Here is a 14,412-nt window from a genome sequence, read left to right as displayed (position 1 = left end):
CGACAAACAGATTTAGATAAGAGGAGGAGATCCGTGGGTGACTGCTGAACCGTTATCTCAGACACCGTACGAAGAGACGGTAAAAGTTCCCGGAAGAAAGCGCAAAAACAAGGGAGAAACCAATTTAGCCGGTTATATATTCATTTCCCCATGGCTGATCGGATTTTTGCTGCTGACCTTATGGCCAATCGGCCAATCGTTTTATTTATCCTTTACGGAGTATTCGCTGCTTGAAGATCCCGTCTGGATAGGGACGGACAACTACGTCAACATATTCACCGACGACTCGACCTTCACCAAATCTCTCAGCGTGACATTCCTGTTCGTACTGATCTCGGTTCCTCTGAAGCTCTTCTTCTCGCTGATGGTTGCGATGGCGCTGAGCAAAAGCATCCGGGGAATGAATATTTACCGCACGGCGATTTATTTTCCTTCACTGATCGGCGGAAGTATCGCCGTGGCTGCCCTGTGGCGGAATATGTTCGGTCTGGACGGCTATATCAATCAGGTGCTGGCCTGGTTCGGCATTGAAGGCGTTGGCTGGATATCAAATCCCGACACCTCGCTTGGTACGCTGATCCTTCTGAACACCTGGCAGTTCGGCTCAACGATGGTTATTTTTCTGGCAGGCCTCAAGCAGGTTCCTCAAGAGCTGTATGAATCCGCTTCCGTAGATGGCGCCGGACGCTTCCGCAAGTTTATCAGCATTACGCTTCCCATGCTTTCGCCGGTTATGTTCTTCAATCTGGTACTCGGCGTCATCGGTTCCTTCCAGACCTTCACCTCGGCCTTCATCATCACCAAGGGCGGACCGGTCAATTCCACTTATATGTACGCGTTGTTTCTATATGAGAAGGCTTTTAAGCATTATCAGATGGGTTACGCTTCCGCATTGGCCTGGATATTACTTGCGATTGTCGCTGTTCTGACCGTCCTTAATTTCCTGGCGTCGCGTTATTGGGTATTCTACGAGTCGGATGGAGGGAAGGCAAAATGAATACGACCGTTCGGGGGAAGCTCTCCAATCACTTGTTTCTTACGGCCTTCTCTCTCCTGATGCTGTACCCGGTCATTTGGTGGATCGGAGCTTCCCTGAAGAAGACGGCCGAGCTGAGCCTGCCCACGCTGTGGCCGTCAACGCCGATGTGGGAAAATTACAGCAATGGATGGAATTTCTCAAACGACTACACCTTCGCTCATTTCTTCGGCAACACGCTCCTGATGGAGCTTGGCAATGTAACCGGCGGCGTGCTGACTGCTGCCATTGTGGCTTACGGCTTCGGCCGGCTTAATTTCAAGTTTCGCGGCTTCTGGTTCTCGATTCTGCTGCTGACTATGATGCTGCCAGGCCAGGTCACAGTTGTCCCGCAGTATATTCTCTTCAACAAGCTGGGCTGGGTGGATAGCTATGTACCGCTGGTGCTGCCGCATTTCTTCGGCGGCGGGGCGTTCTTTATCTTCCTGCTGGTGCAATTTATCCGCGGTATTCCGCGTGATCTGGACGAAGCGGCCAAGATAGACGGCGCCTCTGTTTACGGTATATTCCTGCGGATTATATTTCCTCTGATCAAGCCGGCGCTTGTTACGGTTGCAATTTTTACCTTTATCTGGAGCTGGGATGATTTCTTCGCACAGGTGCTTTATCTAAGCTCTGTCGAGAAGTTTACTGTCGGTCTCGCGCTGCGCATGTTTATCGATCAATTCGATATTCAATGGGGCCAGCTGCTTGCCATGTCTCTGCTGTCCATTTTGCCTTCCGCGATTATCTTTCTTTTTGCCCAGAAGCATTTCGTGGAGGGCATAGCCACAACCGGGTTGAAGGGATAAGCGCATCATAATAAAAATTGAGAGGGGTTCAAAGGGAATGAGAAGACAAAGATCTGCAGTCCTGGCATTTATAAGTTTGGCGCTGCTGCTGCTGGTAACGGCTTGCAGCGGAGGAAACGGCGGCGGGAATGGCGCAGCCGAGAGCGAAAACGGGAATGCTTCAGGCAACGAAACGGTCAAAGAGACCGGAGGCGCCAAGACGCTGAGCATTATGTGGTGGGGTACCGACGAACGCCACGAAGCGACCCAAAAAGCGCTGGATCTCTATTCCCAGCAGCATGCGGGCGTGACCTTCAAGCCCGAATTCATGGCCTGGGATGCATTCTGGCAGAAGCTGCCGACCCTTGCGGCATCCAAGTCGATTACGGATGTGCTGCAAATGGATGCCGCTTACATTCAGGAATATGTGTCCAGGGGGCAGCTTGAAGACCTGTCGGACATTGATCTGAGCGGGATTGTGGATCCCAATGTCGTGGAGAATCTGAAAATCGACGGCAAACTGTATGGCATTCCGCTCACCCAAAACGCGCAGGGTATGGCGTTCAACAAGACGGAGCTGGAACAGTACGGCATCCCGCTTCCCCAGCAGAACTGGACCTATGACGAATATTTCCAATGGGCGAAGGACGCCCGCGCCAAGCTGCCGGAAGGTAAATATCCGATTGGCGACACGACAGCCTGGGACGGCTTCAACTATTACCAGACCTCCATGGGCAAAGATCCGATCATGTCCGATGGCGGCAAGAAATTTACGCTCGACAAGGATTTATTCATGACCTTCTATCAGACCTATGAGGATTTCCGCAAAAATAAAATCGTACCTCCGGCGGAGAAAGCCGCCTCGTTCCTGGAGAATGACCCGCAAGCCGATCCGATGGCGTCAGGCGTTGTGATGACGCGAGGGGCAACAACAGGCTCGGTCAGCGCATTGGAGCAGCTGATGCCTGGCAAAGTCGGAGTTGTTAATATGCCGACAGGGCCGGCAGGAGGGGGCTGGGCGCAATCGACCATCTTCCTGAGCGTCAGCGCCAACTCCAAGAATAAGGATGAGGCCAAAAATTTCGTCAAGTGGTTCATCACGGATCCTGAAGCCGGAAAAGCGCTGGGATTGACCCGCGGTATTCCGATTAATCCGGAAATCTACAAAACCCTTGAACCGACGCTCGGAGAGAAGGATAAACTGGGCAAAGAAATCTATGATCTTTCGGTCGAAAAGGCGCTGCCGTTCTATTCGCCGGCTGCGGGCTTCTCGGAGTGGGTGGACACCTACAAGAAAGAAATGGATGCTGTAACGTTCGGGCAGCAATCAATCGAGGAAGCTTATAACAAAATCGATAAAATGGGCAAGGAACTGGCCGAAAAAGCAGCGGGGGCTTAATAATCTCTGCCGACTTAATGCAATGCGCAGCGTGTGCGGGAAACTGCCCGCGCTGCGCAGCAATGAACAATTTTGAAATACAGAGAGGAGCTTAAACTATGCAGTTGGCAGAATTTTTCTCTTCCCAGCCTACCCGCTTGTGGCAGCTTGCGAAGCAGATGAATGTGAATTACGCGGTCGGCGGCCTTCCATGGGAGGAGAAGACAGATAAGCCGTGGGATTTGATGCCCCTTATCCGGATGAAGCAGCGTTATGCGGATCATGGCCTTACACTGTCTGTCATTGAATCGATGCCCCCGAGCAACAATATCAAGCTTGGCACACCTGAGCGGGACGCTGAGATCGAAGTCTTCCAGAAGTTCCTGATCAATATGGGTGCGGCCGGAATTCCGGTGCTGTGCTATAATTTCATGGCCCAGTTCAACTGGTTCCGCACTTCCACAACGACCCGTACACGAGGCGGAGCGCTGGTATCCAGCTATGATCACAGCTTGATGCAGGATGCTCCTCTTACAGAGGCGGGGATTGTGACGGAGGAACAGCTGTGGGAGAATCTGCACTATTTCATGGAGCGGATCGTTCCGGTCGCGGAGGAAGCCAAGGTAAAGCTGGCGCTTCATCCGGATGACCCGCCGATCACGCCGATCCGCGGAGTCTCGCGTATTCTGCGCAGCGCATCCGCCCTGCAGCGGGCGATCGATTTGGTGCCGAATCCGTATAACGGCATTACGTTATGTCAGGGAACCTTGGCAACGGCCGGGGACGATATCCCCCAGGTCATTCGCGATTTTGCCGGGCAGGACAAATTATTTTTCGTGCATTTCCGCGATGTGAAGGGAACCCCGGAAAAATTCGAGGAAACCTTTCACGACGATGGCAAAACAGATATGCTGAAAGCGATGCGGACCTATTACGAAGTTGGCTACAGCGGACCGGCAAGACCGGATCATGTGCCGACCATGGAAGGCGAGAATAACGATAATCCCGGCTATGAGCTGCTGGGCAGGCTCTATGGGGTCGGTTATATCAGAGGCTTGATGGAGGCTGCTTCGGCAGGCTGATTTACCGGGACGATGAAAGAGGGGAGGGATGAATATTCCTCCTCTTTTTCCTTTGTTCTTATAGAATTCAGACGGCGAAGCCGTTTCGTCTTGCTGGACTAAATTAGCCGACTTGTCCGGGAATGATCAGCAAAGAACCTGCAGATTCTCTCCAACTGGAGAGGCTGCAGGTTCTTTTTGCCCTTATGGAATTTATAAGGTTCACGCCTGTAAATGACTATACGGTTTGAGGGAAGAAGCCGACTGCGCCGCCAAAATGACAGCATATGATCTCTTCCCGCAATCGTTCATTAGTCAGGAACTGACCGGCCCTTAGCTCCAAAGACGGTCATTGGAATAAAATTTGTTCCAGTTGTCCGTCGGCTCCCATAGGCCTTTGATATCGGGATGGAGATGCTCTGCGAGCACGTCATCATTAAGATCGTCAATACCGAGTCCCGGCGCATCCGTCATCGTGATGAAACCGTTCTGCACCAGCTTCTTCGGCAGCCTGCTGCTGATGATAATATCATCCCACCACTCCACCTCGCAGGAATGATACTCGAGAGCGAGGAAGTTCTCTGTCGCTGCGGCGACGTGAGCAGCCGCCAGGCAAGCAATCGGGCTCTCAGCCATATGAATCGCCATGGCAACGCCATAATCCTGCGCCATATCGCCGATTTTCTTCGTTTCCAGAATACCGCCCGTCGTCAGGACATCGGGGTGGATAACGGACACGCCGCCAGCCTGGAGAAGCGGACGGAAATTTTCCTTCAGATAGATATCCTCCCCGGTACAAATCGGAGTGGTTACCGCACGCGACAATTTTGCATACTGCTCGGTATACTGCCAGGGGATCATATCCTCCATCCAGGCCAGATTGAATTTTTCGACACGGCGGCCCAGCTTGATGCAGTCCTCAAGACCGATATGGCCAAAGTGGTCAACGGCAAGCGGAACCTGATAACCGATAACCGCACGGACGTCGGCAACATACTGCTCCAGCAGGTCGAGGCCTTTCTCGGTTACGTGAATGCCTGTGAAGGGGTGCGGGATGTTGTAAATGTCGTAGTGGCGGTTTGTGATGTCTCGAATCTGCTCATCCGACATTTCGTTAAAGTTTTGATTATAGCGGTTTTTGGACTTTGCTCTCATCTCTTCCAGGAAGCCAAGCGGGGCGCTGAGTGCGCCGGGTTCATTGATGATTTGCCCAATGCCAAGATCCATCTTGAGAAAGGTGAAGCCGGCTTCCATCCGTTTCTTAAGCGCATTTCCCATCGCCGTACCCGTATCCTTGCCTACGATTTCCGTATCGCAGTACATCCGTATGCTGTCGCGGAATTTGCCGCCAAGCATTTGATAGATCGGCACGCCGTAGGCTTTGCCTGCCAGATCCCACAGGGCGATTTCCAGCCCGCTTACGCCGCCGCCTTGGCGGGAATGGCCGCCAAACTGCTTGATCCGGCGGAACAGCTTGTCGATGTTGCAGGGATTTTCGCCCAGGATGCGGCTTTTGAGCATTTGCGCATAGACCTTTTCAGCGCCGTCGCGCACCTCGCCAAATCCGACGAGGCCCTGATTGGTGTAGACTTTGATCAGACTGCTGTGGAAAGGGCCGCCGACAACGTCGGTGAAACGGACATCGGTGATGCGAAGCTCAGATGGGCTTGAGCCCGTCCGTACGTGGGCAAGCGTTTCTTCAAAGGCTTGTTTATTAACCATGTCATTCGCTCCTTGAATAGTGGATTTGGTTTCTCACAACAGCATGCTGGCGCCGTCCAGACGGATGGCCGCACCGGACATGAATTCGCTTTCATCCGAGGCGATAAAGCAGACCAGCTGCGCCACATCGTGAGGTATTCCTACACGGCCCAGCGGAAATCGCCTGCGTATTTCCGGTGCTCTGGAGGTGCTATACTTCCCGACATCGACAGCGCCGGGCTCAATCGTATTTACAGTAATACCATATTTACCCAATTCTATGGCACTTTCCCGCCCAAGCATCCGGATGCCGCCCTTAGTCATGGCATACACGGCATCGAAGTCGGTCGGACGTTTGGCATGCACGGAGGAAATATTGATAATGCGACCTGAGTTTTTGATTTTCATATAGGGCACGACAGCCTGGATGCACTGCCAATATCCTTTGAGATTAATATGCATCATCGTATCGTAGGTCTCTTCCGTATGATCGAAGAACCCGTGATTCAGCTGAAGGGCGGCGTTGTTGACGAGAATATCGATTCCGCCATAGTGGTCAGCGACCTGCTGCACCATAGACTCAATCTCCCGCTTGTGGGCGACATTGCCCTGAACGATGAATGCCTGACCGCCGAATTCTTCGATTTGCTGCCTGGTATGGACGGCTCCGGCGCTGCTTTGATTGTAGTGGACGGCGACTTTGACTCCGCGCCGTGCCAGCTCTATGGCGACGCCTTTGCCAATTCCTGTTCCTGCGCCGGTGACCAGCGCAACTTTATCCGATATGGACATCCTACATCACCCCGCCAGTCGTTGTTTCCTCTATCCGTTTACTCAGCCGCCAATGGACGGTGCCGGCTTTTTCTTGTGATCCATATAATGCAGCAGAAAACCGCCGTCAAGTCGAATATCAGATCCGTTTATATAGCGGGTTTCATCGGAACAGAGGAATAAAACAAGGTGGCCCAGATCCTCATAGCTGCTTGGCAGCTCATTCGGGACTTTGCGCTCATAATCATCATAGAGAGCCGAGAATCCGCTTGAGAACCGTTCATTGTCACCCTTCACAGGACCAAGCTCAATGGTGTTGACCTGAATGCCTTGACGGCCCAGCACCAGCGCAGCTTCCTTGGAGAGCATCTTGACGGCTCCCTTGGAAGCGCTGTAGGCAAAGGAAGAGCCGGTCGGCTTCTCGGCATGAATAGAGGAGACATAAATAATTCTTCCGGATTGCCTGGCGGCCATTTGTTTTCCTACAGCCTGGGAGCAGATGAATGCGGATTTTGCGTTGGTGTCCATGATTTCCAGAAATACGTCTTCTTCGCAAGATTCTGCAAGCGCCGGTATCAGCAGATCGTTATTATGAATAAGAACATCTACCGGCCCGAGTATCTGCTCGGCCTGATTGAGCATGGCAGTCACGTCGGCAGCTCGGCACAGATCGGTATTGGTGACATAGGCTTTGGAGCCGGCTGCTTGTACCTTCGCAAGCTCCGCTTCGATGAGTGCGCCTTCCGACATGCTGTTCAGAATAAAATGAGTGCCTTCCCCTGACAACCGGTTAACAACCGCCTTGCCTGATGGACTGTCCGCATCCGTAATGAAAATTACTTTGTTGTACAGTTTCATAGATCCCCTCCGAACGCCACCCCATGAGATGACAATTAACCTTTGCCATTTAATCTTAGTGAACGGACCAACGGGTGGCGATGCCGTAAAGTTATGATTTTGTTTGTTTTCTTTGAAATCTTGTTCGGCTCGCCGCAATGGCTTGCTCGTGGGGGAAAGTTCAAGGTTTTGACTGTTCCAAAAGCGTTTTGATCCTCGTCCATTCCTGCAGATGCTGCTCGATATGAGTAATAAGCAGGTTCACGTCGCCCAGCAATTTGTCTTGGCCGGCAGCTGCTATTTCTTCAAGGGAGGGCAGAGACTCAACCGCAAGAGTATCCGCAGCGGGTAGCGTGACAAGAAGCTGCTGCAGCCGGACTTCCAATGGTGAGACCGGACTTGCGGCATGAGCTTGCACATCTGGATGGGCTTCCTGCTGCTGCACAGCCTGCTTCTCCGGTTTCACTTTCTTCTCCGCAGCCGGTTTGGGCTCTGCGGGCTTGGTCCGCTCGGCTTTGTTCAGCTCCCGCACCGACCAGGTTTCCAGCAGCTCATGACCGGTTTTATACAGCAGCTTGTCCTTCGTTGGCGCGGAAATATCCTTATCCTTGAATAGGCGGGCGATCTTCTTCACATCGCTGACAGGAAGCTCATCTCTTGCGGCAATTAAGGCGAGCGGATCACGGTGCTCGATTGGCAGGTCTTTGAGCGGAAGGATTTGATCCTCCGTCAGCTTGTCCTTCCGGATCTGGGTACCGCCCACAACCAGTTTCTTGACGGCTTTGCCGAATTTAAGAAGCTCCACTTTATTTTTGATATAGGATTCCGGCTTCCCCAGCTTGCTGGAGAGAAATTTGGCCGAGCTGCTGAACTTGGGATCGTGGAGCAGCTTGTTGAAGGCTTCGGCTTCCTCAATCGGCGAGAAGCCTTCCCTTGTCAAATTTTCCGCAATCTGTTCCAGGTAAATCTCCATCTCGTCCGTAACGGTGGAGACAATACAGGGAATAGCAGCCAGATTCAGCGTCTGGCAGGCCTTGTACCTGCGGTTTCCGTAAATGATTTTATATCGTCCGTCATTCGTTGTTCTGACTTTAATCGGGGAGAGAAGCCCAAGCTCCTCAATGCTCCTCATCAGCTCCTGCAGAGCTTCTTCATCAAACTGGTACCGGGGCTGATCGGTATCTTCGTCTATCAAATGTGTGGGAATTTCGATAATGTCCATGAGAGTTCTCCTATCCTTGAATTCAGCCGCCCGCTGATAAAGCATAAGCAGGGACATAGGTATTATATAACACGCTCCAAGCAATGGGATAGGGCTGCAAGGGCTAGTGCCTGTACCAAAGATCGCTTTGGCTGATTGCCCGGAACAAAAGCAAACCGGCCCGCGAATTTGTGTATAATGAAGAATAGCATCAAGGAGGTTGAATGAAAGTGACGGAAAACATCGATCATCAACATAATAAAATAAGAGAAAAATTATTGAAAAAACTGATATCTGCCGCCTTGAAGGATGGTTTCCAACAATTAAGGATGGATGATATTGCCAAACGGATGGACGTCAGCCGTGCAACGATGTACAAGCACTTTTCATCCAAAGAGGAAGTGCTTGAAGGTGTTGTGGACGTCTATGTGGATTATATAAATTCGCTGGTCATTCAAACAGATGAGGAGGGTACGGAGATTTCATACGGCACACGCTTTCAATTCCTGTTCGAGCAATCCGTTCTGCTCATCAGGCATATCGGGAGTGCATTTCTGAAGGAGCTTCAGGCTATCTATCCGGATTCATACAGCCGTTTGAAAGACGCCATGCAGACGCGTGAGCAGCAGATCGCCGAATTTTATCGGGACGGCATGGCGAGGGGCATCTTTAATCATCTGAATGAGAAGTTCATTACACTGCAGGACGATGTGCTGCTGCGGGAAATCATCCATGTGAAATATTTGATGCTCAATCAGGCATCAATCCAGCAGGTGCTTTATGATTACTACCAGTTTAAGAAGATTCAATTATTCAAAGTGGATAAACTGCCGCTCATTGACGATTCCAGGATCGATCCCATTATCGATCATATCGTTCAAAAGTTTAACCGCGCCCTCTGATTGGCGGGATTCCTCAAGCTGAAATAAATGACTTGCCAAAATCCTCTGCGGGAATCCGGTGGGGATTTTTGCATCTAATTAGCTTCTTCCTCAAAAATATAAGCAATGGATGGTGGAACTTTATACTTTTCTAATAGTTCCAAAGAAAAAAACGCATCATCCCTGTATGGATGATACGGTTTCTGCATGAAGAGATTTTAATTAAAATGCTGCAGCAAGCTCGGCTGCTTTGGCGACGCCTTCCGAAACGATCGTTTCAGCGCGGTCAGGGAATTGATTATGGCCTTCAACCACAACCACTTCAGGATCTGTGATGCCCCAGAAAGACAGCGTGTTTTTCACATAGTTCAAGGACATTTCAAAGCTGGCCATCGGGCTGTCCGTGTAAACGCCGCCGCGAGCTTGAAGCAGCGCGATTTTTTTGCCGCCGAGCAGACCGACAGGTCCTTGTTCGGTATATTTGAACGCTTTGCCGGCTTGATTCAAGTAGAAGAGGTAAGTCAGCAGCTGAGCCGGAATGGTAAAGTTCCAAAGCGGGAATGCAAATACGACTTTGTCCGCGCCAATAAATTGATCCAGATAAGTGTTGGCCAGATCAGCTGCTTTTTGCTCCTCAGGTGTCGTTTCGAAGCCTTTGGAAAGCTTGAAAAGACCGGTAAGCATATCGTTATCGTAGTAAGGCAGATCGGCTTCGAACAGATTCAATTCGGTAACCAGATCGTCCGGATTGTTTTCTTTGTATGTTTTCAGAAAACTCTCATAAAGTTTAACTGAAACGGCTTGATCAGACGGACGGTTGTTAGCTTTAATAAATAATACATGTGACATTTAAACGCCTCCAGTGGTGTAATGTAATCAACTCACATTTATATAGTAACACATAATTTTGCGTTGTCTAGTCTAAAGTTAGGATAAATTATAAGTACAAATTGGATTTTAATATTTTTCATCCTTATAATAGAAATAATAGAATTCAATGCTGGGGGGAAAGCTGATGAAGTCTGTTGCTGTGAAGTGTTTAATAGATTTATTCAAGCTGGAGGTGCTCACTGGGGAGGAGCAGCTGGGGCGGCTCATTACACGCTCAAGAGCGCATCGCCCGGGCCTGGAATTCGTCGGTTATTTTGACTTCTTCCCGATGGAGCATGTTCAGGTGCTGGGCAGGAAGGAAATCAATTATTTACATAAGCTGACAGAAGAGGAACGGAACCTGCATGTCGGCAATATCGTGAAATACCATCCGCCTTGTTTTATTGTGACCTCAGGCCAGGAGGGCCTGAAATATTTGATGAAATACTGCCAGCAGGAAGGCATTCCGCTGCTGCGCACCGCTGAGCCGACGACCGAATTCATTACCAAGCTGGATGCGTATCTGATTCAGTCCCTGGCGCCGGAAATTGCCATTCATGGCGTGTGCGTCAACGTATCGGGGATTGGCATTCTGCTGAGGGGAAAATCGGGCATTGGCAAAAGCGAGACAGCGCATACGCTGATCCACCGCGGCCATCGGCTGGTTGCCGATGATGTAGTCATGCTCAAAAAACTAAGTCCCCATACACTGCTGGGCACCCATAATGAATCCACGAAGGAATTCCTCGCGCTGCGCAGCATCGGCCTGGTTAACGTTGTCCGCCTGTATGGGCGCAAGGCATTCCAGGAACAGTCCCGGATCGTGCTTGATATTGAGCTGACCCAATGGAAGGATCAGGCTCTGAATAATGAGCTCGAGCTTACGCCCAAATTCTCCGAATATCTCGATGTGCGCATTCCATATATTGAAATTCAGCTGCAGCCCGGCCGGGATGTGGCCAGTCTGATTGAGGCGGCGGCCAACAACTGGTACCTGAAGCAGCAGGGCTACAGCGCCGCGGAAGAATTCATGAAGCGGCTGCAGAGCGAATAACAGCGGTAAATTAATAAAAACTTAACATGACGTCTGTCACTCTGCAATTTCGCCTTCACAATGACTTTGCACTATAATAGAAATTGCGAGATTCGATAACTATTGAAATTGGAGGGATAAGAATGGAGACAAGCTCAGGAATTAAACCCTTAAGGCTGGAGCTGAATGCCGGATTCGTTGTTCATGCGGCCCTCTTGCGCGGCGACGAGGAAGCGATCCTTGTGGACACAGGAACACCGGGCAAGCTGGACGTGTTCCGCCGGGCGCTTGAGAGCGAATCCGTGCCGCTCGGGAGATTGACCAAGATCATCATCACGCACCAGGACCTCGACCACATCGGAAGTCTGCGGGAACTGCTGGAGGCCTGCGAGGGCCGGGTGCAGGTATTGGCTCATGAAGCTATTATTCCTTATTTATCAGGAGAAACACCTTTGATTAAAGGCGGAACATTATTCACGCCTACGAAGGTCGACCGCATTCTCCATGATGGAGAAGTACTCCCTTATGCAGGGGGGATCCGGGTTATTTATACCCCCGGTCATTCGCCTGATCATATCAGCTTGTACCATGAACCCAGCAAAACGCTCATCACAGGGGATGCCCTGACCTCGCATGATGGAGTCCTTATGCCGCCGTCACCGACACATACGCCTGAGTGGGATACAGCGATGGAATCGATTTCCAAGTTTCAGGCTCTGGATATCGATACCGTGATTACGTATCACGGCGGGATTGTTATAAACCGTATACAAGAACGGCTGAAAGAAATTGTGAGCGGGCAAGATGCTGCAATTTAATTCATCATTATAGATGGTCAGCCATCATCATCAAGAAGGAATCCGCTGGTTATGGCGGGTTCCTTTTTGCTGTGCCATTCCTTGAATCTTTTTACAGAATTTCTCCGTCATATATAGTAAAAGAAAAGTCAAAAAGGTGAACAGGCCATGTATCGAATTTTTATGGTGGAGGACGACCGCAAAATCGCGAATATTTTGGGTGGTCATCTTGAAAAATACGGTCATCAAGTCGTAAAGGCGGCATCATTTCGCGATGTCAAGAACGAATTTATGACAAGCGGACCGGATCTTGTTCTGCTGGATATCAATTTGCCCTATTACGACGGATATTACTGGTGCCGGCAAATTCGTTCCATCTCCAATGTGCCGATCATATTCATTTCCGCGCGCGTGGGCCAGATGGACCAGGTGATGGCTATTGAGAACGGCGGCGATGATTACATTACCAAGCCGTTCCATCTGGAAGTAGTGCTGGCTAAAGTCAAAGGCGTCCTGCGGAGGACTTATGGCGAATACGCCGCAGAGCCCCAGACGAACAGGGATTTGTTTCATTTCGAGGGGCTTTATCTGGACCGGGGAAAACAGACGGCGGAATGGAAGGACAGCAAGGTGGAATTAAGCCCGATCGAATTCCGTTTGCTGGAATGTCTGGCGCGGCAGGCGGAGAGCATCGTTCCGCGGGAGGAGCTTCTGGAAGCTTTATGGGACAATATTGACTTTGTCGATGACAATACATTGACGGTGAATGTCACGAGAGTGAGGAAGAAGCTGGAGATGCTGGGCATAACCAGGGCGATCGACACGATAAGAGGACAGGGATACCGTCTGCAGAACAGCTGGAGGGATGCGTAAGTGAAGCTGAGCGCCTTTTTGGCGGACCGATGGGGCTATATGTTTTTGTATATATTGAATACCGGTCTGATGGTGCTCATTGTGGACCTGGACTTCCTGGGATTAGGCGTCTCGCTGCGGACGGGCAATATCGTCTACATCTTCGTCCTGTCGTTTGCCCTGCTTGCTCTCTTCCTGGCGATCGATTACCTGCGGCAGCGGCCCTATTACCGCCGGATGCTGGCGATTTCGCAGGAGCATGAATCCATTGAGCAGATTTTGAGTCTTCAGGATGGGGCAACCCGGGAGCAGCGGGCGATGGAGCAGCTGGTTCTGGATAACTATGGGCAGTATGCCAGCCGGCTGGCCGCCTACCGCGAGCAGCAGGAGCAGCATCACCATTTTACGAACCAGTGGGTTCATCAGATGAAAACGCCGGTGTCCGTCATTCATCTGCTCATTCAGCAGGCGGTGGAGATGCAGCGGTTGAATATGCGGCAAAGCTCGGAGCGCGATGAGCGGGGCGGCAAACGGGAACAGGCGGCCACCCTGCATGCGCAGGAAATGAGAGAGCTGCTGGACAGCCTCCATGAAGAAACGCAGCGCATTGAGAATGCATTGGAGATGATGCTTCATACTGCGCGGCTGGAGAAGTTTGAGCTGGATCTTACCAGTCAGAGGGTGGATCTGATGCAGCTGGCGCGTGAAGTTGTCAATGAACACAAGAAAGTATGGATACGCAGCTCCATATTTCCAAAAATTATAACGGACGGTTCGGGCATGGTTGTGAAAACCGACGAAAAGTGGCTCCGTTTTGTGCTCAATCAGCTGCTCTCCAATGCGATTAAATACACAAGGGCGAATCAGGGAAGCGGGGCCCGCAAGCTCTTGATAACCCTTGAGAAGGAAGGTCATGGATGCAGGCTCTGTATCGCGGATGAGGGAATAGGTATTCCGGAGCAGGATTTGCCGCGAGTATTCGATCCGTTCTTCACAGGTGAGAATGGCCGGCTTGTCGCCGAAGCGACAGGCATGGGCCTTTATTTGATTCAGCAGATATGCGCCCGTCTGGGGCACCGAATTTCTGTCGAGTCCCGGCAAGGGGAAGGCACGGCCGTCACCATCCGGTTTGATAACCATCCGCTGATACATGACAGCATGCAACGGGAAATGTGACAGCGTTGTAAGAAATGCCGCGGAAAACTGAAAGGTGAATCGATGGAA

14 protein-coding genes are annotated in these 14,412 nt (G+C 51.0%); 9 read left to right on the top strand and 5 right to left on the bottom strand.

What is annotated here, in order from left to right; genetic code table 11:
• The first annotated feature begins 37 nt into the window (after positions 1–37).
• From AC0YOA_RS03890 to AC0YOA_RS03875, 4 genes are all read left to right on the top strand, one after another.
• Positions 38–997 carry a carbohydrate ABC transporter permease gene (locus AC0YOA_RS03890; protein ID WP_475785482.1) on the top strand — a complete coding sequence of 320 codons (960 nt, stop codon included), beginning with the start codon at positions 38–40 and terminating at the stop codon, positions 995–997.
• Positions 994–1,827 (top strand): carbohydrate ABC transporter permease, encoded by an 834-nt coding sequence (locus tag AC0YOA_RS03885; protein WP_210039384.1) that lies wholly within the window; start codon positions 994–996, stop codon positions 1,825–1,827. Before AC0YOA_RS03890 ends, AC0YOA_RS03885 begins: the two co-directional genes overlap by 4 nt.
• Before the next feature lie 37 nt (positions 1,828–1,864).
• Positions 1,865–3,205, top strand: a complete 1,341-nt coding sequence (locus AC0YOA_RS03880; protein WP_475765783.1) for an ABC transporter substrate-binding protein — start codon at positions 1,865–1,867, stop codon at positions 3,203–3,205.
• A 98-nt stretch (positions 3,206–3,303) separates the two neighbouring features.
• Positions 3,304–4,266, top strand: a complete 963-nt coding sequence (locus AC0YOA_RS03875) for a mannonate dehydratase (protein ID WP_475785481.1) — start codon at positions 3,304–3,306, stop codon at positions 4,264–4,266.
• A 312-nt stretch (positions 4,267–4,578) separates the two neighbouring features.
• On the opposite strand, the gene AC0YOA_RS03870 is transcribed toward AC0YOA_RS03875, so the two are convergent.
• From AC0YOA_RS03870 to AC0YOA_RS03855, 4 genes are all read right to left on the bottom strand, one after another.
• Entirely contained in the window at positions 4,579–5,967 is a 1,389-nt protein-coding gene (locus tag AC0YOA_RS03870; RefSeq protein ID WP_475785480.1) for a mandelate racemase/muconate lactonizing enzyme family protein, read from the bottom strand.
• Positions 5,968–6,000: 33 nt separating this feature from the next.
• The gene (locus tag AC0YOA_RS03865) at positions 6,001–6,738 is read right to left on the bottom strand and encodes an SDR family NAD(P)-dependent oxidoreductase (RefSeq protein WP_475785479.1); all 738 of its coding nucleotides are present in this window, start codon (positions 6,736–6,738) and stop codon (positions 6,001–6,003) included.
• 42 nt (positions 6,739–6,780) lie between these two features.
• Positions 6,781–7,575, bottom strand: coding sequence for an SDR family NAD(P)-dependent oxidoreductase (locus AC0YOA_RS03860; RefSeq protein ID WP_475785478.1), 795 nt, complete (start codon positions 7,573–7,575; stop codon positions 6,781–6,783).
• A gap of 160 nt (positions 7,576–7,735) precedes the next feature.
• A complete protein-coding gene (locus AC0YOA_RS03855; protein ID WP_475785477.1) occupies positions 7,736–8,776 on the bottom strand; it encodes a ParB/RepB/Spo0J family partition protein in 1,041 nt (346 codons plus the stop codon).
• Positions 8,777–8,979: 203 nt separating this feature from the next.
• Between AC0YOA_RS03855 and AC0YOA_RS03850 the strand changes: the two genes are divergently transcribed.
• Complete coding sequence (locus AC0YOA_RS03850; protein ID WP_475785476.1) at positions 8,980–9,657, top strand: TetR/AcrR family transcriptional regulator; 678 nt, start codon at positions 8,980–8,982, stop codon at positions 9,655–9,657.
• Between the two features lie 201 nt (positions 9,658–9,858).
• Here AC0YOA_RS03850 and AC0YOA_RS03845 read toward each other — a convergent pair whose 3' ends face one another.
• Positions 9,859–10,485, bottom strand: coding sequence for an FMN-dependent NADH-azoreductase (locus AC0YOA_RS03845; protein ID WP_475765795.1), 627 nt, complete (start codon positions 10,483–10,485; stop codon positions 9,859–9,861).
• A 166-nt stretch (positions 10,486–10,651) separates the two neighbouring features.
• Here AC0YOA_RS03845 and hprK point away from each other — a divergent pair, with 166 nt between their 5' ends.
• The 4 genes from hprK to AC0YOA_RS03825 all read left to right on the top strand — a co-directional run bounded on the left by hprK (position 10,652) and on the right by AC0YOA_RS03825 (position 14,364).
• On the top strand, positions 10,652–11,560 hold the full coding sequence (hprK, locus tag AC0YOA_RS03840) for an HPr(Ser) kinase/phosphatase (protein WP_210039375.1): 909 nt from the start codon (positions 10,652–10,654) through the stop codon (positions 11,558–11,560).
• 122 nt (positions 11,561–11,682) lie between these two features.
• Positions 11,683–12,357, top strand: a complete 675-nt coding sequence (locus AC0YOA_RS03835; RefSeq protein ID WP_475785475.1) for an MBL fold metallo-hydrolase — start codon at positions 11,683–11,685, stop codon at positions 12,355–12,357.
• A gap of 147 nt (positions 12,358–12,504) precedes the next feature.
• Positions 12,505–13,209, top strand: coding sequence for a winged helix-turn-helix domain-containing protein (locus AC0YOA_RS03830; protein WP_475785474.1), 705 nt, complete (start codon positions 12,505–12,507; stop codon positions 13,207–13,209).
• Entirely contained in the window at positions 13,210–14,364 is a 1,155-nt protein-coding gene (locus AC0YOA_RS03825) for a sensor histidine kinase (protein ID WP_475785473.1), read from the top strand.
• Positions 14,365–14,412 lie beyond the last annotated feature (48 nt).

It is taken from the genome of Paenibacillus sp. JT22N12, from assembly GCF_056269365.1.
This window is presented reverse-complemented; position numbering and strand designations above follow the sequence as displayed.

Excerpts from the sequence above, each read along its gene's own strand:
- AC0YOA_RS03860 (WP_475785478.1), bottom strand. The coding sequence starts at position 7,575 with ATGAAACTGTACAACAAAGTAATTTTCATTACGGATGCGGACAGTCCA.
- AC0YOA_RS03830 (WP_475785474.1), top strand. The coding sequence starts at position 12,505 with ATGTATCGAATTTTTATGGTGGAGGACGACCGCAAAATCGCGAATATT.
- AC0YOA_RS03835 (WP_475785475.1), top strand. The coding sequence starts at position 11,683 with ATGGAGACAAGCTCAGGAATTAAACCCTTAAGGCTGGAGCTGAATGCC.
- AC0YOA_RS03885 (WP_210039384.1), top strand. The coding sequence starts at position 994 with ATGAATACGACCGTTCGGGGGAAGCTCTCCAATCACTTGTTTCTTACG.
- AC0YOA_RS03880 (WP_475765783.1), top strand. The coding sequence starts at position 1,865 with ATGAGAAGACAAAGATCTGCAGTCCTGGCATTTATAAGTTTGGCGCTG.
- AC0YOA_RS03845 (WP_475765795.1), bottom strand. The coding sequence starts at position 10,485 with ATGTCACATGTATTATTTATTAAAGCTAACAACCGTCCGTCTGATCAA.
- hprK (WP_210039375.1), top strand. The coding sequence starts at position 10,652 with ATGAAGTCTGTTGCTGTGAAGTGTTTAATAGATTTATTCAAGCTGGAG.
- AC0YOA_RS03870 (WP_475785480.1), bottom strand. The coding sequence starts at position 5,967 with ATGGTTAATAAACAAGCCTTTGAAGAAACGCTTGCCCACGTACGGACG.
- AC0YOA_RS03875 (WP_475785481.1), top strand. The coding sequence starts at position 3,304 with ATGCAGTTGGCAGAATTTTTCTCTTCCCAGCCTACCCGCTTGTGGCAG.
- AC0YOA_RS03865 (WP_475785479.1), bottom strand. The coding sequence starts at position 6,738 with ATGTCCATATCGGATAAAGTTGCGCTGGTCACCGGCGCAGGAACAGGA.
- AC0YOA_RS03855 (WP_475785477.1), bottom strand. The coding sequence starts at position 8,776 with ATGGACATTATCGAAATTCCCACACATTTGATAGACGAAGATACCGAT.
- AC0YOA_RS03850 (WP_475785476.1), top strand. The coding sequence starts at position 8,980 with ATGAAAGTGACGGAAAACATCGATCATCAACATAATAAAATAAGAGAA.